Origin of the sequence: uncultured Desulfosarcina sp., assembly GCF_963664155.2 — a bacterium.
Taxonomy (GTDB): domain Bacteria; phylum Desulfobacterota; class Desulfobacteria; order Desulfobacterales; family Desulfosarcinaceae; genus Desulfosarcina.
On sequence record NZ_CAXXXH010000001.1, the window covers coordinates 4,066,703 to 4,085,765 of the forward strand.

General features: G+C 55.8%; 13 protein-coding genes. 7 read left to right on the forward strand and 6 right to left on the reverse strand.

Annotation, left to right across the window (positions count from 1 at the left end):
* Window positions 1–3: 3 nt before the first annotated feature.
* Complete coding sequence (locus ACHZBS_RS18545) at window positions 4–1,533, reverse strand: ATP-binding protein (RefSeq protein ID WP_319408014.1); 1,530 nt, start codon at window positions 1,531–1,533, stop codon at window positions 4–6.
* A 521-nt stretch (window positions 1,534–2,054) separates the two neighbouring features.
* Between ACHZBS_RS18545 and ACHZBS_RS18550 the strand changes: the two genes are divergently transcribed.
* The 7 genes from ACHZBS_RS18550 to ACHZBS_RS18580 all read left to right on the forward strand — a co-directional run bounded on the left by ACHZBS_RS18550 (window position 2,055) and on the right by ACHZBS_RS18580 (window position 9,850).
* Window positions 2,055–2,528 (forward strand): thioesterase family protein, encoded by a 474-nt coding sequence (locus ACHZBS_RS18550; protein WP_319408015.1) that lies wholly within the window; start codon window positions 2,055–2,057, stop codon window positions 2,526–2,528.
* Between the two features lie 87 nt (window positions 2,529–2,615).
* The gene (locus ACHZBS_RS18555; RefSeq protein WP_319408016.1) at window positions 2,616–2,948 is read left to right on the forward strand and encodes a hypothetical protein; all 333 of its coding nucleotides are present in this window, start codon (window positions 2,616–2,618) and stop codon (window positions 2,946–2,948) included.
* Between the two features lie 21 nt (window positions 2,949–2,969).
* Complete coding sequence (locus tag ACHZBS_RS18560) at window positions 2,970–3,707, forward strand: lysophospholipid acyltransferase family protein (RefSeq protein WP_319408017.1); 738 nt, start codon at window positions 2,970–2,972, stop codon at window positions 3,705–3,707.
* Between the two features lie 4 nt (window positions 3,708–3,711).
* Window positions 3,712–5,361: a ribonuclease J gene (locus ACHZBS_RS18565; RefSeq protein ID WP_319408018.1), complete on the forward strand. Its 1,650-nt coding sequence runs from the start codon at window positions 3,712–3,714 to the stop codon at window positions 5,359–5,361.
* Window positions 5,362–5,363: 2 nt separating this feature from the next.
* Window positions 5,364–7,535 carry a DNA translocase FtsK 4TM domain-containing protein gene (locus tag ACHZBS_RS18570; protein WP_319408019.1) on the forward strand — a complete coding sequence of 724 codons (2,172 nt, stop codon included), beginning with the start codon at window positions 5,364–5,366 and terminating at the stop codon, window positions 7,533–7,535.
* A 438-nt stretch (window positions 7,536–7,973) separates the two neighbouring features.
* Entirely contained in the window at window positions 7,974–8,597 is a 624-nt protein-coding gene (locus tag ACHZBS_RS18575; protein WP_319408020.1) for a class I SAM-dependent methyltransferase, read from the forward strand.
* A gap of 149 nt (window positions 8,598–8,746) precedes the next feature.
* Window positions 8,747–9,850, forward strand: a complete 1,104-nt coding sequence (locus ACHZBS_RS18580; protein WP_319408021.1) for a PAS domain S-box protein — start codon at window positions 8,747–8,749, stop codon at window positions 9,848–9,850.
* 371 nt (window positions 9,851–10,221) lie between these two features.
* Here the strand turns inward: ACHZBS_RS18580 and ACHZBS_RS18585 are convergent, their stop codons facing one another.
* The 5 genes from ACHZBS_RS18585 to ACHZBS_RS18605 form a co-directional block, all read right to left on the reverse strand.
* Window positions 10,222–12,231: a PAS domain S-box protein gene (locus tag ACHZBS_RS18585; protein WP_319408022.1), complete on the reverse strand. Its 2,010-nt coding sequence runs from the start codon at window positions 12,229–12,231 to the stop codon at window positions 10,222–10,224.
* Between the two features lie 40 nt (window positions 12,232–12,271).
* Window positions 12,272–13,441 (reverse strand): alcohol dehydrogenase-like regulatory protein ErcA, encoded by a 1,170-nt coding sequence (gene ercA / locus ACHZBS_RS18590; protein ID WP_319408023.1) that lies wholly within the window; start codon window positions 13,439–13,441, stop codon window positions 12,272–12,274.
* Between the two features lie 297 nt (window positions 13,442–13,738).
* Window positions 13,739–15,253 carry a DUF1302 family protein gene (locus ACHZBS_RS18595; protein WP_319408024.1) on the reverse strand — a complete coding sequence of 505 codons (1,515 nt, stop codon included), beginning with the start codon at window positions 15,251–15,253 and terminating at the stop codon, window positions 13,739–13,741.
* Window positions 15,235–16,047, reverse strand: coding sequence for an outer membrane lipoprotein-sorting protein (locus ACHZBS_RS18600; RefSeq protein WP_319408025.1), 813 nt, complete (start codon window positions 16,045–16,047; stop codon window positions 15,235–15,237). The genes ACHZBS_RS18595 and ACHZBS_RS18600 overlap by 19 nt, the downstream gene beginning before the upstream one ends.
* Window positions 16,048–16,050: 3 nt before the next feature.
* Window positions 16,051–19,047 (reverse strand): MMPL family transporter, encoded by a 2,997-nt coding sequence (locus ACHZBS_RS18605; protein ID WP_319408026.1) that lies wholly within the window; start codon window positions 19,045–19,047, stop codon window positions 16,051–16,053.
* Window positions 19,048–19,063: the final 16 nt, after the last annotated feature.

The window sequence follows — 19,063 nt, forward strand, 5'->3', positions numbered from 1 at the left end:
AGTTCAGCGCGCCGCGGACGCCAGCGGAAGCTGGATGGTAAACGTCGTGCCTTTGCCGACGTCGCTGCAGACCTTGATCTCCCCCCGATGGTTTTTAACAACGCCGTAAACGATGGACAGGCCCATGCCGGTTCCCTCGCCCATGGCTTTGGTGGTGAAGAAAGGGTCAAAAATGTGGTCCAGATGCTTTCGGGGAATCCCGTGGCCGGTGTCCCGAATTTCCACTTCGGCCAACCGCTGATCGGTGATGCCGGTCGACCTGATTTCCAATCGGCCGCCGGGACCCATGGCCTCGATGGCATTGAAAACCAGATTGAGAAAACACTGCTGCAGCCGATTGGTGTCCCCGTGGACGAAAAGCGGTTCCCGGGCCAGATCCAGCCGGAAAGACAGGTCCTGCAGTTCGATTCGGTGGCGGATCAGATCGACTACGCTTGAAATCACCTCATTGAGATTGATGTCCTTGAAGGCAATGTGGGTTTCCCGCGAAAAGGAGAGCAGGCCGCTGATAATCTTGCCGCAGCGTTCCAGTTCATCGGCCATGATCCCCGAAAATGCCCGCAGCTCGCTGATTTCGTCGTCGGTGAGCTGGTCGGTAACCAACATTTTTTTCATGAGGTGGCTGAAGGTTAACAGCCCCTGAATGGGGTTGTTGATTTCATGCACACAACTGGCCACCAGCTTGCCCAGCGAAATCAGGCGGTCTTCCTGAATGAGCTTGTTCAAGTCCGATTTCAGTTCCCGTTCGCGTTTTTCCCAACGCGAGGTGATTTCCTGCGCGATATCCATCCAGATTTCGATGACCCGAACGGTCTGGCCTTTTGAATTCCGTACCGGATAGGTCACGATGTCATGGAATGCCGATGCCTTTCCTCCCATGGGCACCGAATGAATTCCCTTGGCCGACCGGCCGGTTCGCAGGGTTTCCAACATCGGGCAGACCATGCCGTTGCTCAGGGTGTCACAGGGGGCATCCAATCCGTGAATGAGGCGATAGCAAGGGGTGCCGATTACCTCGTCGCGGGTTTTGCCAACAGTGGTCAGGTAAGCGTCGTTGACCGCTTCGATGGTAAAATCGGTGTTGATGACCACGATGCATTGCTGGTTCTGTTGGATCAGAAAATCGCGTACCGCCTTTTCGAAAACGATCTGCTGTTCGGCAGATCTGAGCTTCTGATCCACCGTAAACAGATTCCTCAGCAGCCGGCCGATATTGTGTTCGACAATCCCGACACGGGCGGGGCGGAGTTGAATCAGCTCGACGAGAACATCCCGGTTGTTGGTCAGTTCGATGATGCCGTCAAGGTCCTTTAACTTGAATAGATCCTTAAAGTCGGTTGTGGTGTATATCCCCAGTTGCTGCGCCATGCAGAATCCTTCGGCCTCGGGGTTGATGTCACATACGCCGATGATGTCGATCTGCAGGTAGGGCAGGTTGCCGAGACTGACCAGTTTAAGAAAGAATTTGCAGGCCCGGCCACCGCCGACGATGGCCAGTTTAAGTGTCACTTTCCCGCTAGGCCGTTGGTTCATCGTTCCAATCCTTGGTTAACCTTAAGGGGCGGACGTGTGATAAATGAGCATTTTGAGCCAAATGTTTACGCCGTAGGGCCAAGCGCAATAGATATCAACAGCCTGCGAAAGGGGCGGACGCTATTTCGATCGTCGGGGCGACTGTGCGACTCTGCTTCGGGGAGAAGAAATACCGGGCCGAAAAAGGTTCAAATTTTTTTCGGACAAGACTACCGGCCCGGGTTGAGATAAGAACACACAGGATGTTCGGCGCAAAAGGGAATTGAGCCCCGGGAGTTGTTGGCATATGCTGAATTTTATTGCCCTTGGGGGTAAATGTCAAGCATCCCCGTTTTCACCTCATCGGGTCGAAAATTCAACAACATCGTTTCTCTGTTCCGGTTGTCAACGGCCTGATGCATCACCTCGCGCATCGAGGATGGTTTATTTTTCTTCCAGGATTCTGGTATAGTCCCCGCTGATGACAGTATCCGTGATTCTCGTATTCGGCAGGACCTTTATAAATCAAGGGAGAGGGTTAAATGATGGGCATTGAAAAGGAAGCGGATCGGGGCTTCTATGACAGACTTCGCCGGCTCTATGAGGAGCGGCTGCCTTTTAACCGGGTGCTGGGCATCACCGTCACCTCGGTGACTTCAGATGGCGGGAGCATGGCGTTTCCCATGCGAGAGGATCTCATCGGCAATGTGTTTCACCGCACCCTTCACGGCGGGGTCATTTCTTCCGTACTCGACGCCGTGGGCGGCCTCACGGCGTCGGCCAGCCTGTTACCACGTGTTGCCGGCCTGTCCGAGGAGGAGGTCAAGGGGATGTTCGCCCAGGTGGGGACCATCGACCTGCGGGTGGATTACCTGCGGCCCGGCCGGGGCAATCGGTTCTCGGCCACCGGGCGGATCATGCGCTCCGGCCGCAAGGTCGCCGTGGTCCGCATGGAAATGCACAACGAGGAAAAGCTGCTGGTGGCCGTGGGGACCGGGACATACATGGTGGGATAAGTCCACCCCCTACCGGTTGTTGTTCAGGTTCCGGGTTGAACATATATATTGAGATTTAAACTGTTTTGTGCTAGGGACGATTCCACGATGAAGCAATATGTGATTGACGAAATCCGCCCGCAGGATTACGAAAAAGTAAAAAACTACCTGGATGAAACCTTCGGCGATTCAGGCGTGGACGGCCTGTATTGGATGCCCGTTGATAAGACACTGCTTTCCGGGGTGCAGCAGACGCACACCGCCTGCGCGCCCTTTTTCGCGGCCCTGGAACTGGGGCCGGACCGTCTGGCCGCCGAGTTGCTGGTTCGAACCCGCAGCCGGGTGCGCTGTGACTGTATCCACTATGCCGATGAGCGGCAGCGTAACTGGCTTGTCCGGACCGTGGATGCCATTTTTGAAAAACTGGAAATCATCACCTGATCGGACGGAACGTCACTGGCCATGCTAAAATCCATCGTATACCGGATACAGACGCTGATTATCGTTCTGTGGACCCTCCTGGTGACAGCGGTTGTCGCGAGCACGGTCATTGTCTGCTCATTTTTCAGCCGGACGGGCAACGGTCCCCATCTGCTCGCCCGGTTCTGGGCCAATTCCATCCTGTGGGTCAGCCGGGTGAAGGTCACCGTCATCGGCGCCGAGAAACTCGACCCCGACCGGTCCTACATTTACATGCCCAACCACCAGAGCAACGCCGACATTCCGCTTTTGCTGGGGCGCCTGCCGGTTCAGTTCCGCTGGCTGGCCAAGGCTGAACTGTTCAAAATTCCCATTTTCGGCCGGGCCATGCGCGGGGTGGGGTACATCAGCATCGACCGCTCCAACCGCAAGTCGGCCTTCGAAAGCCTGGAGCGGGCCGCCCGCACCATCCGCAGCGGCACCAGCGTACTGATTTTCCCCGAGGGAACCCGCAGCCGGGACGGCCGGATCCTGCCGTTCAAGAAGGGCGGTTTTGTGCTTTCCGTGGATTCGGGGGTGCCCATCGTACCCATCATCATCCGGGGGACCCGGGATATCATCCCCAAGGGGCACTTCCTGATCCGTCCGGCGCCGGTGACCCTGGAGATATTGGATCCGGTGGAGACGGCCGGCTACACCCGCAAAACCAAGGACGCGCTGCTGGAGCGCATTCGGACCATCCTGGTCGACAATCTTGAAAAAGAGAGGCGGGGATCGTAGGGCCATGCTGAAACTTATCCCGTTGGGCGGCCTCGGTGAAATCGGCCTGAACATGATGGCGGTGGAGTATGGCGATACGATTTTCGTCATCGATGCCGGTCTCATGTTTCCCGAAGCCCACATGCTGGGGGTGGATTACGTGATCCCGGACATGGATTACCTGCGCCAGAACCGGGATCGGGTATCGGGAATCGTCCTCACCCATGCCCACGAAGATCATATCGGGGCCCTGCCTTTTCTGCTCAAAGAGATCAACGTACCGGTTTTCGGAACGCCTTTCACTTTAGGCATCGCACGCCACAAGCTGGAAGAGCACGAGCTGATTGCCACGGCGTCCCTGCACGAGGTGCTGCCACGGGAGCACATCAGGATCGGGCCGTTCGAGGTGGAGTTCATCCGGGTCAACCACAGTGTCGTGGACGGGGTGGGCCTGGCCATCCGCACGCCGGTGGGCATGGTGGTCCACACCGGGGACTTCAAGATGAGCCAGACCATCGTGGAAGGCATGCTCACCGACGTGAACCGTTTCGCCCAGTGCGGGGAAGAGGGCGTGCTGGCCCTGCTGTCCGACTCCACCAACGTGGAGAAGGAGGGCCACACCATTTCCGCGCAGGAGATCGGCGCCGAACTGTCACGGATCACGGATGCGGCCACCGGACGCATCATCGTGGCCCTGTTCGCCTCCAACATCGCCCGTATTCAGCAGATCGTCAACATCGCCAAAGTCCGCGGCCGCAAGATCGTTATCAACGGCCGCAGCATCGAGGTGAGTGTTGCCATTGCCCGTGACCTGGGCTATCTGGACATCCCCGAAGGCATGGAGATCGACATCGATGATCTGAACATGTACCCGGACGACGAGATCATCATGGTCACTACCGGCAGCCAGGGCGAGCCCATGTCCGCCCTGGCGCGCATGGCTGCGGGTACCCACAAGCAGATCAAGATCCACAAAGAGGACACGGTCATTCTCTCCTCCAAATTCATTCCGGGCAACGAAAAAGCCATCGCCAACATCATCAACAACCTCTACCGGCGTGGCGCCGATGTGGTCTACGAGAAGATTTCGAACATCCACGTGTCCGGCCATGCCTTCCGGGAAGAGCTCAAGATGATGATCAACCTGACCAAACCCAGGTTCTTCATGCCCGTGCACGGCGAGTACCGCCACCTGGTGCTGCACAAACGCCTGGCCCGGGAGGTGGGCATCCCCGACGACAACCTGATTCTGGCTCAGAACGGCCAGATTATCGAGCTGGATGAAAAGGGGTTCCGGATTCGTGACAGCATCTGCTCCGGGCGGGTGCTCATCGATGGCAAGGGCATCGGCGATGTGGGGCGCAGCGTGCTCAAGGAGCGGCGTCTGCTCTCCGAGGAGGGGCTGGTGGTGGTCAACATGGCCTTTGACGAAGAGACCGGCATCGTGGTTTACGGACCCGATATCGTATCCCGGGGATTTGTCTTCGAAACGGAGACGGGGTACCTGCTCCAGGATGCCCAATGCGTGGTCCTGGAGATCGTGGAGGATGTCACCCCGGATGTGCCCAATCGGGTCAACCGGATCCGCAGTCGCATCCAGACCGCCTTGCGGCAGTATTTTTTTTATACCATCGGACGCCGGCCGGTGATTCTCCCCTTTCTGGTGGAAGTTTGAGAATGAAAAAAGAAATAATAGGCATTCTTTTTTTCTTCATGGTGGTGTTCAGCCTGATCAGCCTGCTTTCGTTCGATCCGGGTGACCCCTGCCTGTTCTTCAATGCCGGCGGCAGTGGCAAGATCCAGAACCTTTTCGGCGTCTTCGGCGCCAATTTCGCCGGCAGCCTCGTGGGGTTGTTCGGCATCGGCGCTTTCTGGATTCCCTTTCTTTTCCTGTTGAGCAGCATTCTTTTCTTCGGCAAGGACACCGGTCAGGCCCTGTTGCCGCTGGCCGCCGGCGGCCTCCTGCTGATCGTCACCACGGGCAGCCTGCTGGCCTTGAAGCAGGATCACTATCTGCTTTTCGGCAGCCGATTCACTGCGGGCGGCATCGTCGGTATCCCCCTCAAGTCTTTTGCCGTGCGGTATTCCAATCCGGCCGGCGGATCGTTAATCCTGATGCTGGTGTGGCTCATCGGCTTTATCATGGCCACGGGGTTTTCCGTGGTGGCCTTCTATCGCCGGTGCAAATCGGCCAACTCCGCACTCTTCGACCGTATTGCCACGGTCCTGATCAAGTGGAAGGAGCGCCGCCAGAAAAGTTTCAAGCGCCGCCAGAACCTGAAGGCCGAGAAGAAAAAGAAAAAAGAGAAGATCGAGATCAAGACCCCCGACCCCAGTCCGGTACCGGTCAAGCCGGTGCCCAAGCAAGCCGTGTTCGAATTCATGAAGAGCGCTTCGAGTTTTTCCCTGCCGTCGGTCAACTTCCTCGATGACCCCAAGGCGCGGCCCCAGTCCACCAGTGAAGAGAACCTGCGCATGCAGTCCCGGCTGCTGGAAAAGAAGTTGGAGGATTTCGGCGTCAACGGCAAAGTCATGGCCGTCACCCCGGGGCCGGTGATCACCACCTTCGAATACGAGCCGGCTCCCGGCGTCAAGATCAACCGCATCGTCAGCCTTACCGACGACCTGGCCCTGGCCCTGCGGGCCATCAGCATCCGCATCGTGGCGCCCATTCCGGGAAAGGCCGTCATCGGTGTGGAGATCCCCAATACCGATCGGGAAACGGTTCGCTTCAAGGAGATGATCCTGTCGCCTTCCTTCGAACAGGCCAAAAGCACGCTTACCCTGTGCCTGGGCAAGGACATCGTGGGCAACCCGGTTTCCGCCGGACTGGAGAAGATGCCCCACCTGCTGATCGCCGGCGCCACCGGGACGGGCAAGAGCGTGGCCCTGAACACCATGATCTGCAGCCTTTTGTACAAGCTGACCCCGGACCGGGTGAAGCTGATCATGATCGACCCCAAGCGCATCGAGCTGTCCATGTATGACGGCATCCCCCACCTGATCACCCCTGTGGTCACCGACGTCAAGAAAGCCACCAACGCCCTGTTCTGGGCCGTACGCGAGATGGAGCATCGCTACGAACTGCTCTCGGAGAAGAAGACCCGCAACATCGACCAGTATAACAGAAAGATCGACAAAGAGCCGGCCGCCCCTCCCGTCGAAGGCGAGGAGGCTCCCACGGAACCGGCCAAACCGCTGCCCTATATCGTCATCATTATCGACGAACTGGCCGATCTCATGATGGTGGCCTCCCGGGACGTGGAGGTGGCGCTGACCCGCCTGGCCCAGATGGCCCGGGCCGCCGGCATCCACCTGATCCTGGCCACCCAGCGGCCGTCGGTGGACGTGCTTACCGGCATCATCAAGGCCAACTTTCCCACGCGCCTGACCTTTCAGGTTTCGTCCAAGACCGACTCGCGCACCATCATCGATAGCAACGGCGCCGAGAGCCTGCTGGGCAACGGGGACATGCTCTTCCTGCCCCCGGGAACCGCACGGCTCCAGCGCATCCATGGGGCCTATATTTCCGAGGCGGAGCTGACCCGCGTGGTCGAATTCCTGAAAAAACAGCAGACTCCCGATTACGACAGGAGCGTCGTCCAGGCCCCGGTCAAGGAAGCCGAAGCCGACGGCGAGAAGGAGTACGATGAACGCTACGACGATGCCGTGGCCCTGGTGACCCAGGCCGGCCAGGCGTCCATCTCCATGGTCCAGCGGCACCTGCGTATCGGTTACAACCGTGCGGCCCGAATTATCGAAATGATGGAGCAGGAGGGCATCATCGGCCCTCAGGACGGTGTGAAGCCGCGGCAGGTGTTGGTCAAGAACTACGACGACATCTCATAGTATTCCATCATAAACGGCGCCTTGCGGCCCAGCTCTGCGTTCTCGAATTTTTGAGCACGTAGTGAAGCTTCAGCGCTATCCTCGACGTAGCGCTGCTGTGCCTCCGGTTTCAAATTTCCACATGCTGTCAACGGCGGAGCACTCCAGTGACTTTGTTGGAAACGGTTCGCGGTAGAGATGTGTTACAGCTTCACCATTTCCGCCTCGACCCCGAAGCGCTCCGATATCCACAGCATATGGAAATATCCTGCGGCCTTGATCTGAACCGCAATTCACCATTTATGATAGAACACGGTTTCGTACATGGAACTGAAGGCAGGAATGAATTTCGAATTGTGGGATGCGTAGGAGCGGCTTCCAGCCGCGATAGGAATGCGTGAGTTCGTTCCAAACGAACGAAAAAACGAACCAACCCATCAAACCAATTAAACGAATCAGATGACCCTCGACCAGACACTCATTGACAGTATTAAAGGCTTCCTCGACCCGGAAGAGGGCAGGGGGCTGTTCGACATCGCCCTGGAGGCGTCGCGGTTGGGTCCCTGCCTGGAGATCGGCAGTTACTGCGGCAAGTCCGCCGTTTATCTCGGCAGCGCCTGCCGCGAAAACGGGACGATCCTGTTTTCCATCGACCACCACCGGGGCTCCGAGGAGCAGCAGCCCGGAGAGGAGTATTTCGACCCCGCCCTGTTCGATTTTAAAACATTTTCCATGGACACCCTTCCCCTGTTCCGGCGAACGCTGGCCCTGGCCGGACTGGAAGAGACGGTGGTGCCCATCGTCAGCCGTTCGGACATCGCCGCGCGCGGCTGGGCTGCGCCGCTGTCGCTGGTGTTCATCGACGGCGGCCACGCCTTCGACACCGCCCGAACGGATTACGACTGCTGGGCCGGCCACATCCTGCCCGGCGGCTACCTGCTGATCCACGACATCTTCGAAAATCCCGAGGAGGGCGGCCAGGCGCCCTGGGAGGTTTACCAGTTGGCTGTTGCCTCCGGCCGTTTCGAGGAGTTGCCCCGCATCAGGACCCTGGGGGTGTTGAAGAGAAATTCAGATTTTTAGACCGAGATCGCTCATTGAAAATTGTGTGTGCAGGGTTTTTTGTTGATATTGAATGCCATCCATATGATAAAAATTCATATATAGTATACTCGTTCGGGCAAGCATGAACCTATCAGCGACAGACCTCCCATCCTGAATAGGTGATGATTATGCACTCAAAACCATCGTATGCAGAATTAGAAAAAAAAATAAAAGATCTGGAAGATCATTTAGGACAGAGAAAACAGTTTTTGGACGATGTATTGAATCATATTCCAGACCTGATTTTTGTCAAAGACGAAAAGCATCGATGGGTATTGTTAAATGACGCTTTTTGTTTGGCCCTGGGAAGCAATCGAGAAGACCTGATCGGTAAAACCGACTATGATTTTCATCCAAAAGAGCAGGCTGATATCTTCTGGGAAAAGGACAATCTGGTTTTAACAACAGAGGGCACCAATGTAAATGAAGAAGTCTATTCGACTGCCGGGGGAGATCTGCACACCCTGTTGACCAGCAAAGCCGCTTTCAGGGATAGCCAGGGTAAGACCTTCATCGTTGGTATCGCACACGACATTACTGAACAAAGGCGCGCGGAACATGCTCTGGCCGATTCGGAACGTCGCCTTGCCGACATTATCGAATTCCTTCCCGATCCAACATGGGTTATCGATATCGACGGCCGGGTGATCGCATGGAACCGAGCCATTGAAAAGATGACTGGGGTTAAAAAGAAGGCCATCCTCGGCAAAGGTCACTATGCGCATTCAGTACCGTTTTACGGAAAAGCCAGACCTACGCTTATCGATCTGGTGTTGCGGCGCGATAGAAATTGGGAAAAAGATTATCTGTCCCTCAACGAAGAGGACGGTCAGTTGGTAGCCTGTGTGTCCTTCAATCCTTCGATGGGTAGCGGCGGGCGCTATCTTGAGGGTACCGCCGCCAGGCTCTGCGATGCCGATGGAAATGCTGTCGGAGCCATTGAATCAATAAGGGATATTACCGGTGTAAAACGCTCCGAGCAGGAACGCGAGCGCCTGATATCCGAGCTGCAACATGCGGTTGAAAAGGTCCGTACACTCAGCGGGCTGTTGCCGATCTGCGCCTCCTGTAAAAAGATTCGTGACGACAAGGGGTACTGGAATCAAATTGAATCATACCTTTGCAAGCATACCGATGCCGATTTCAGCCATGGCTTGTGTCCGGAATGCATGGACAAGATATATGGCGAACAGGACTGGTATAAACGACGCAGAAAAAAAATCATCGAATAGTCATTCCTGCTGATGTTAGCTGTCCATCCCGACCACATATTGCAGCCGATCTTTCTCCACCACACCATTTGGCGTTTCCAATTATTTGTCGATGAGGATGAAGCGCTTTCCTGGCTGGGATACAACGGGCAGGAATCCGACATACTTCAAAAATTCATGAATAGGAATCGCCTCTGAGTTCTGCTGTTTTTCCGTGATGCCAAGCGCCCCTATTCATAAATACGACGGCATTCGATCGCCGATGCATCCCGACCCGCCGCGTTGCTCGGTGCTCCAATAGCGCTGCCATTGTCGCTTCTCTTGCCTTGCGATCCCTGTGCCTGTGCCTCGGCAATCTCGGTGCGGCGTCATCGTATCTACGAACAGCGGCACTAAGATTCGACCTCGTCCAGCACCTCTCGAACTTTAGCTGCCAAGCTATGAACCGAGAAGGGCTTCTGGAGGAAATGCATATTTTCTTCAAGGATACCGCGATGCATGATAACATCGGCCGTATAGCCGGACATGAATAGCACCTTGATACCTGGAAGGACTTTTTCTATGTGTGTTTTCAAATCGTTACCGTTCATTTCCGGCATTACTACATCTGTGATCATCAGGTGTATCGGGTTGGGGTGCCGCTCAGTCAATTCAATGGCCGCAAAAGGTGTCCGGGCAGATAGAATGGTGTAGCCGAATTTTTTAAGTACGTCTGAACAAAACCGTAATATGGATTCTTCGTCTTCGACCACCAGAACCGTCTCGCTTCCTGTTGCGACCGTCTGAATATTGGATTTTTCCATTGGTCGAATCGTTTCATCGGTAGCCGGCAGGTAGACCTTGAAGCTGGTTCCCTCTCCCGGTTCACTATAAACGTCAATAAACCCATCATTTTGCTTCACAATTCCATATACTGTCGATAGACCCAGCCCGGTGCCTGCTCCGATTCCTTTTGTGGTATAAAAGGGATCGAAAATTTGTTCCAGCGTCTGCCTGTCCATGCCGGTACCATTATCGCTGACCGCCAGCATCATGTATTGACCCGGGGCACAACCAATTTTTGTTTCGCAATAGTCCTTATCAAGGACTACATTCCGCGTCCCAATGGTGATCTTGCCTACATTGGCAATGGCATCCCGTGCATTGACACAAAGATTGGCGAGGATCTGGTCGATCTGGGCGGGATCGATCTTAACCGGCCAGGGATTGGCCCCCGGCGTCCAGGCAAGATCGATATCCTCGCCGATAAGACGCCTGAGCATGGTGATCATCCCCGATATGGTTTCGTTCAAATCGATGACCTTTGGTACCGCTGTCTGCCTGCGGGCAAAAGCAAGCAGTTGCCGGGTGAGATTCGCCGAGCGTTTTGCCGCCTGGTCAATTTCCTTAAGATTGCTGTACACCGGTGAAGTCGGGTCCAGGTCCTTCATCGCCAATTCCGCATAACCCAGAATCACCCCGAGCATATTGTTGAAATCGTGGGCGATACCTCCCGCCAAACGACCCACCGACTCCATTTTCTGGGCCTGTTTGAGTTGATTCTCTAATTTTTTCTGCTCGCTGATATCTATTAGATTTACCGTCATCCCCGAGACTTTTCCCTTATGTCCCTTGATCAACGCAGCGCTGACGATGACATCGATGGTGCCACCCTTTTTCGTCAGTCTTTTATTCAAAAATTTTACCGGTTTGCCAGAGCGGTATATTTCTTCGATTTTCGCAGCGGTTGTCTCTTTCTGGTCTTCGGGGACAAAGGGAATCCGGCGACCTTTTACCTCATCCAGCGACCAACCGAAGGTTTCGGTAAACGCCGGGTTCAGGTCCTGCGTGAAACCTTGTGCGTCATACACGACGACTGGATTGGGGTTGGCTTTGAAAATAGCCTTTAATCGCCCCTCACTCTCCCGAAGTGACGCCTCGGCGAGTTTTTTTTCTGTCAGGTCGAGAGATAGTGCATAAAATCCGGAAACGTCTCCCTGAGAATGGATGTCCGGTATATAGGTGACTTCGAGCCATTGCGTGTCACCTTTTCTTCCCTTGAAGGGGGTCTGGTAGGTTACCTCTTTTCCACGAAGTGCATCTTGGATATGGTGCTTCGCCCTGGCATAATTTTCCTGTCCGATAACCGTCTCAATGGTTTTTCCTACCATGTCGTTTCGGGTTAATCCAAAAGCCTTTTCATATCGGCTGTTGACGAAGACAAAGCGCTGATCCGTATTCACATAAGATATCCTTGCCGGCAAATTATCGACCAACAGTCTCAATCGCCGCTCGTTTTCAATGTGGATTTTAAGCTGTTTTTTGAGTTGCGGATAATAGCTCTTTCGGGTGGATTCCAGGCTCAGGCCCAAGAATTTTTCCCGTGTCGATGCATATCGCTTTTCTTTTTCAGCGTCAGTCATTTTTTTGTCATTACCCCATCATGGTCCACCGGGCGTGCCCCTATTCGTAGATCGCTTTATAGATCTTTTCGATATCCTCCGGATCAGCGGTGCGCGGGTTGGTGGCCAGGCAAGGGTCTTTATGTGCATAACCTGCCAACCGCGGCAAATCGGACAAGGAAACGTTCAGGTCGACCAGGTGCTGGGTTATGCCCACCTGTTTTCGAAGAGAAGCGACCCCTTCAGCCAGTATAGACGCCCTTCGAGATGGCTCGTGAGCATGGATATCCAGGCCCATTGCATTGGCCAGCTGATCATATTTCTCGCCGGCTGCGGAATAATTATAGAGAACGACTTTTTCCAGGAGCATGGCATTGCACTCGCCATGAGGCAAGTCCAGGGCTCCCCCGAGGCTGTGCGCCATGGCGTGGACCAGCCCCAGGCTCGCGTTGGAAAAGGATAGGCCCGCCTTCAGGCTCGCCATCATCATGTTATCACGAAAAACCATATCTTCAGGATTCCGGAAGGCCTTGATCAAATTGTCCATGACCAACCGTACCGACGACAGTGCGGCCATATCGGTAAGTGGTGAAGAAGCCGTCGACACATAGGCCTCGAAGGCATGGCACAACGCATCCATACCGGTTTCAGCCGTTAATTCCGGTGGCATCGTGACGGTGGTCGTTGGGTCAACCAGAGCAATATCGGGGATAACCATCTTGCTGACAATGGCGATCTTTACCTGACGCGCGGTATCCGTGATGATGGCAAACTGGGAGACATCTGCAGAGGTCCCCGCCGTGGTTGGGATAAAAATCAGCGGCGGACCCGGATTGGGCACCTCGTCGACACCTTCGAAGGTGCATATGCTTTCGGCGTTGCCGGCAACGACGCCAATGCCCTTGGCACAGTCCATGGGACTGCCCCCACCAACCGCTATGATCAGATCACATCCTTCCTTTCTGTAAAGCGCAGCACCGGCCTCGACTTCATAGTCTTTGGGATTGGGGGTAACGTCGCTGAAGGTGATATAGGGGATGTTCGAATCTTCAAGGCAAGCCCCAACTTTTAATGCCCAGCCTGCATCCTGGACGCCGGGATCGGTAACCACGAGAACCTTCGTGGCGCCAAGATTCAGTGCATGGCGACCGGCCAGCTGCAATGCGCCTTCGCCGTAGACGATTTCCGGCGTCAAAAACTTTCGGAGATTGAGAAAGATTTCAGAATCCATGACATTTTTCCATTTTTTACAACGCTGCCGATAGCGAAAGCGATCATAATGCTGTTGAGCGCTTTCTCGCAGGGTTAACATTCAATCGGCGTTATATGCTTGGCCAGAAACTTCAATATTGGAAAGATTAATTTATCATAGTGGCGAATATTGATAATTGGCAAGGTATTTGTGGGTTGATTACCATCGGGGTAAAAAACCGGCAATGCGGCGATTTAGGTCAATCAAGTGGTGGAGATCCATCGGCAATCTGGCCGGCAGACCGCTTTCCCCCGGCAGTGTCTGTGCGCGACGTCTTTAAAAAACCAATTTGAGTTTGGCGTAGACGTAATCTCGATCGGCATATTGGCCAAAAACGGTGGTATCCGCATCGCCATCGAAGGCGACGGCGCCGATGCTCGTCTGGGCCCAGGACACGGGTTTGTATCCGATTTCGAAATGGTGCCGCTGGTCGTTGTCTTCGAAGAGCACCATATACCGGTACCAGATCTCTACCTTTGAATCCATGCACGCGTAGCGTACATAAGCGGTCATGCCGGTTTGGGATTCGGAGGAGACCATTTGCGGGTCGTGGTCGAAGATATAGCCCCCTAAAAATTGAAAATTCAGGAAAAGGTTACGAATGAGCAGATCGTTTTTGTCCATCCCGACCACATATTGCAGCTGATCTTTCTCCACCACACCATTTGGCGTTTCCAACAGCAGCGTGGGATCGTTCTGCCAGTCCAGGGCGAACCAGGCGCCATCGGTCTGGTAGGCCGCCTCGGCGCGCAACACGACGGACCCAAACGATCGTTCGATATCGGCACCATACAGGGTCATGCGCGGATAGGTGGCATTCACGGATCGAGGTACGATGGGAAGACCGTAAAAAGGATCCGGGCCCAGCCGATTGACAGCATAGGTCGGATGGGGGTCGTAGCCTTGAAATGCATAAAGGGAAATGTCCGCCTTTAACAGCGAGAGCATGAGACGGCCGCCGAGTCCGGCGTCGAGCGACCAATCCTCCGGTTCGTTCTCGTCATCGATCGTGATGCCGCCGTCCACGAGTTTGCGAAGCAGCGCCGGTTCAAAATAGTCGCCCGGTTCGGGGGTGTCGCTGGCTTCAAAATAGGGCGACCAGAAGCCCTCGAAGCGTAGCTTTTTGTTGACCTGCATATCTATAAAAGCCCCGACCCGACCGGTTTTGCGATCGTTCAGGTCGTTGAAGTACAAGGCGGTGAGATCTTCCGGCGAGACGCGATCGATCGGTCTGACTTCGTCTCCCTTGCCCCAGTAGAGCATTTTCTTGCCGACGGCGATATCCGCATACGCCATGCCCGGGGGCCGAAGCTGAGCGGTTGCATAGAGTTCGCGAAGGTCCGCGCGTGTTTTGGCCTTTTCTTCCAAGTCCTGGTAATCCAACCTGAACCGACCATCGACGCCGATGGCACCGACTTCTCCCCATCCCTTCAGGTCCAACCGATTGCTGGTGTGCCAGTCGTCATCGTAGTCATTGGGTGCCCAGATGCTGCCGACCAGTTCTCCCTCGTAACGCACCGGAAGGCCCTTGTCGGTGTCGTCGGAATCGGTCCGGGGGATGGCCCCGGCGCTCGACTCATTCAGGAGATCTTTCATAAAGGCATCTTCGTTTCCCTCTTCCTCCGGTTTTATATCGGTTGGCGCCGATCGGCCGGCAACGGGCTTGTTTCCGGTTCCGGAGGGCGATTCCGATGCCCAAAGGCATGCGGGGGTCATCATATTCAGCCCGACAATCAGAAGCAGTAAATAGAGGATCATCCCCATTTTGCCACCTAAAATTCTTCTTTCCATGCCGCCCCCATTTTCTCTTTGTCAAAATCCAGCCCGTCGATACCACTGTCCACCTCGGCCTGGACGACCTCCAGGATGGTGGTGTGGTCTTCCAGCAAATCCTTGGCCACGGTTTTAAATGGAAGGTGAATGACGCCCACGGGGCGTACATCTCCGGCGACGATGACCCGCTGAAGTTTGTTGTCCCGGTTGTATACCTTTATCTGCAGGGGGATGAAGGTCTTCTGGTCAAACCAGGCGATCCGTTTCGGAAAGCGTGCGCCTTCCGCTTTGGCCACGGCAGTCACCTTGAAACAGGCCTGTCCGGCGAGGGTGGCGTCGCTGCCACGCTTGTAGGTGTAATCGTCGAGCTTGATGCCCCCCAGGTCTTCATTGGTCAGGTCGGTGTCTTCGAAGTTGTTTTGCCGATCCTGGGAGGCGATCTGGCGGGGGCGCCCGATGGCCGGCACGAAAAGATACTGGTCGTTGTCGGGGCCATGGGTCTCTATGGTCAGGAACGTCAGCCCCCGCTTCAACGAATCGGTGAAGCGGAAGAGGAAGCGGCTGAGATCGCCATCGGTCAGTTCTTTGATGATTACATTGCGCGTATCGCTGACCGTATCGCCGGACTTGAGGGTCATTCGGGCAACCACCACCAGATCTTTCCGCGGTCGATTGAAATTGTCCGCGATGTCGAAAATCCGGCGTCCGTCCGGTTCGGTCGCGGCCGGGTCATAGGGGCCGATTTCAGCCGCATGGGCTGATAAACAACCTACCAGAACGAACAGGACGGCCAGCACCATGTTTCTTTTCATACGTCACTCCTTATGTCTTGTTGAAGTTGGATCGGATCTGTCGGTCAGCGACAGGATCGCCGGCAGCAGGGTCAGGGAGCCGGCCGACGATGTCAGCATGGTCAGGGCGATAAGGAACCCGAGATTCACCAGGGGTACAAACGCGGAAAGCATCAGGACCGAAAAACCGGCCGCGACGGCCGACGCGTTGATACAGATCGACCCGCCGGTGGTCTCGGCGGTGTGAACGACCGCTTCTTGATGGCCTTCGCCGGCGTCGCGTAACAGCCGATAGCGGTTCAGATAGTGCAGCCCGTAATCGATACCGATGCCGATGGCCACACAGGCCGAGATGGCCGTGGCGGCATCCAGGGGGATATCCAATAGCCCCATGACACCAAAATTGATGCATATGGCCACGGTCAGCGGCAGGATCGAGAGGAACCCGTAAATGAACGATCGCATGATCAGGGCCACCAGCACCAGGACGATGACCACCGAAACGGCAATGGAACGCAACTGGCCGTTGACGATCAAATGCTCCGCTTCGACGTAGAGCGCCCCGATACCGGTGGTATGCACCCGAACCCCCATTTGGCCCAGGCGTTGGCCGACAGGACCTTTCAGCAGTTCATCGATGGATCGCAGTATCTGCCGGGTGACCTGGCTGGATGCGGTTTTGACCTGTAACATCAAGGCCGCCTGCCGCTTGTCGCCATCGATAAAGGCGCGGGTGTCGCTGCGCTGGTATTTGTCGATATAGGAGGCCAGGTGGGCTTTCAGTGCTTCGGTGGTTCGCTCGCCGGCCAGATCCGCCACGGTCGGAATCCGGTAATAGGCGGGATCGTTGAAATAGAAGGCCTGGTTCATTTTGCGAATCAGGTCGAGGATGGACAAGGTTTTGCCCACCTCCGGATGACGCTGTTGAATGGTGTCGCCCAGGCGCTCCATGGCGTCCAGTAGCAGGGGGTTGAGCACGCCGTTGGCTTCAGATGCAGAAAAGATGACACGGATATCCACGGTGCCGGCAAAATTCCTGTTGATAAACGTGTCGGCCTGGTGGATGGGCGTATCTGCTTTGAAAAATGCGATATTGTTCATCTCCACGCGAAGGCCGGCCAGGCCGGTCACCGATCCCAGCAACACCAACACGCTCACCATGAGAACTCCCCTGGGATGCTTGGACGAGAAGCGGCCAACCCCGCAGATGGCGCGTTTAGCCAGTCTGCCGTCGAAAACTGCGCTGTGGCTGCGTTGCCGTTCAGGGGCCCGGACCCCAAAGCGTATCAGCAGGGACGGAATCAGGACCAACGAAACCAGCAGTGCAAAGAAAACGCCCAGTGCGGTAAACATGCCGAAATCGCGCAGCGGCACAATGTCGTTGAAGACCAGCGAAGCGAATCCGGCCACCGTCGTCAAACCGGCCATGACCACACCGCGACCCGTGCCGTCCAGGGTGTCGGCCATCGCCTCTCTCCGGTGAGCCGTTCCGGCATGGCGATGGACAAAATAGTAGACCAGATGGATGCCGTACGCCGACCCCACGGCAACCAGGAGAACGGGCATGGCGGTGCCGACCACCGACAAGGGCACATCCAACAACGCCATTGCACCAAGGCACCAGATCACGGCCAGCAGGATCGTAAACATGGGATAGAGCACACCGGCCGGGTTTCGGAAGGTGAAGAAAAGGAATAGGGTAACCACCCCGAACACCAGCGGAAACAGTCGCACGATATCCTGGCGCATGTTGTTTGCCACGGCTTGGTCCACCACCGAATAGCCGGCCATATGAATGGGGTAGCGGCCATCGCCAAACAGATCATGCACGTCGGTCTTGATGGCGTCCAGGAGCAGTTCGCGGTTGGGTTGGTCCAGATTCGGCGTGGTGCGTACGACGACCAGCACGCTTTTTTCGTCCTGGCTGTAAATACCTTCCTGGAAAAATGACCAGGCGTGCAGGCGCTGCCGGATGTGGGCCATGGCGTCGGCCGTGATTTTCCGCGGGATCAGGTCGCCCACACGGATCTGTTTGGGGGCCGCGGCCAAAGCCTCTGACATGGCCCGGGCAGCCTCCGGCGTCAGATATTGCGCCAGGGCATCCCGGAAAGAACTGGAAATATCCGCCGGTTTGGCAGTGGACGTCCTGAATGCCAAAATGGCATCCGCATGAATGGCACCCGTTTCCAGCAGCGTGTCCGCAAAACGGCTCAAATCCGGACCCGCCTCGAGACCGAATGGGGCCATGGCTGTTGCAATGCCCGTGTAATCGGTGAATTCCGGCCAGACCGTATCGGTTTCGGTCAGAGAAATCACATCGTCGACCCAGGACCCATGAACATGGCCGCGCCGGTCGGTAGTCTGTCTGGCAAAGGCAACCAGTTCTCCGGCCAGGGATGGATTGGACCTTGCCATGGTAGACAATCGGTCGGCCAGTTCTTTGCAAAAGGTATCTGGATCTTCTACGGTCAGCAATGACGGCAAACTGTCGTTGAGGGTCTCTGCCAGTTCATCCGGTGCCGTCAGCCAGTCGGATAGCATCCGGGGGGTAAACTCAGGATCGGAAGAGAGGCTTTGCAGCAGCCCGGCCAACGCCAGCGACTGTTCTGCGGATAGCCCAAAGCGATCGGACAGCTGCCGGGCCGGTATGCGCAGGTTGAGCGACCGGCACCGCGTCCCGAACTCGCGGACGCGGTCGAGCAGATCGATCTGGTAGATGCCTTCTGGAGATGTAATTGCGATAGCGATGCCGCCGGCATTTCCGAAAAGCTCCTCGGCATCCAGATAGTGGCTTTTAGCTGCGTTGTGTTCCGGGAGCATGAACATCAGGTCGTTTTGAATGACGATTTTTGGAATGGCCCAGAGCGCGATTCCCGAGAGGGCCATGACGAGCAAAATAATGACCCGGAACCGGGAAGCCAGCGGCATGATCAAGGCCGGTAGACCGACGGATCGCGAACTTTTCTTTTGATGCGGACCGACCGGATGGTGGTCGATGTGCCGCTTTAATCGTGGTTTCACATTCACTCCGGATGGA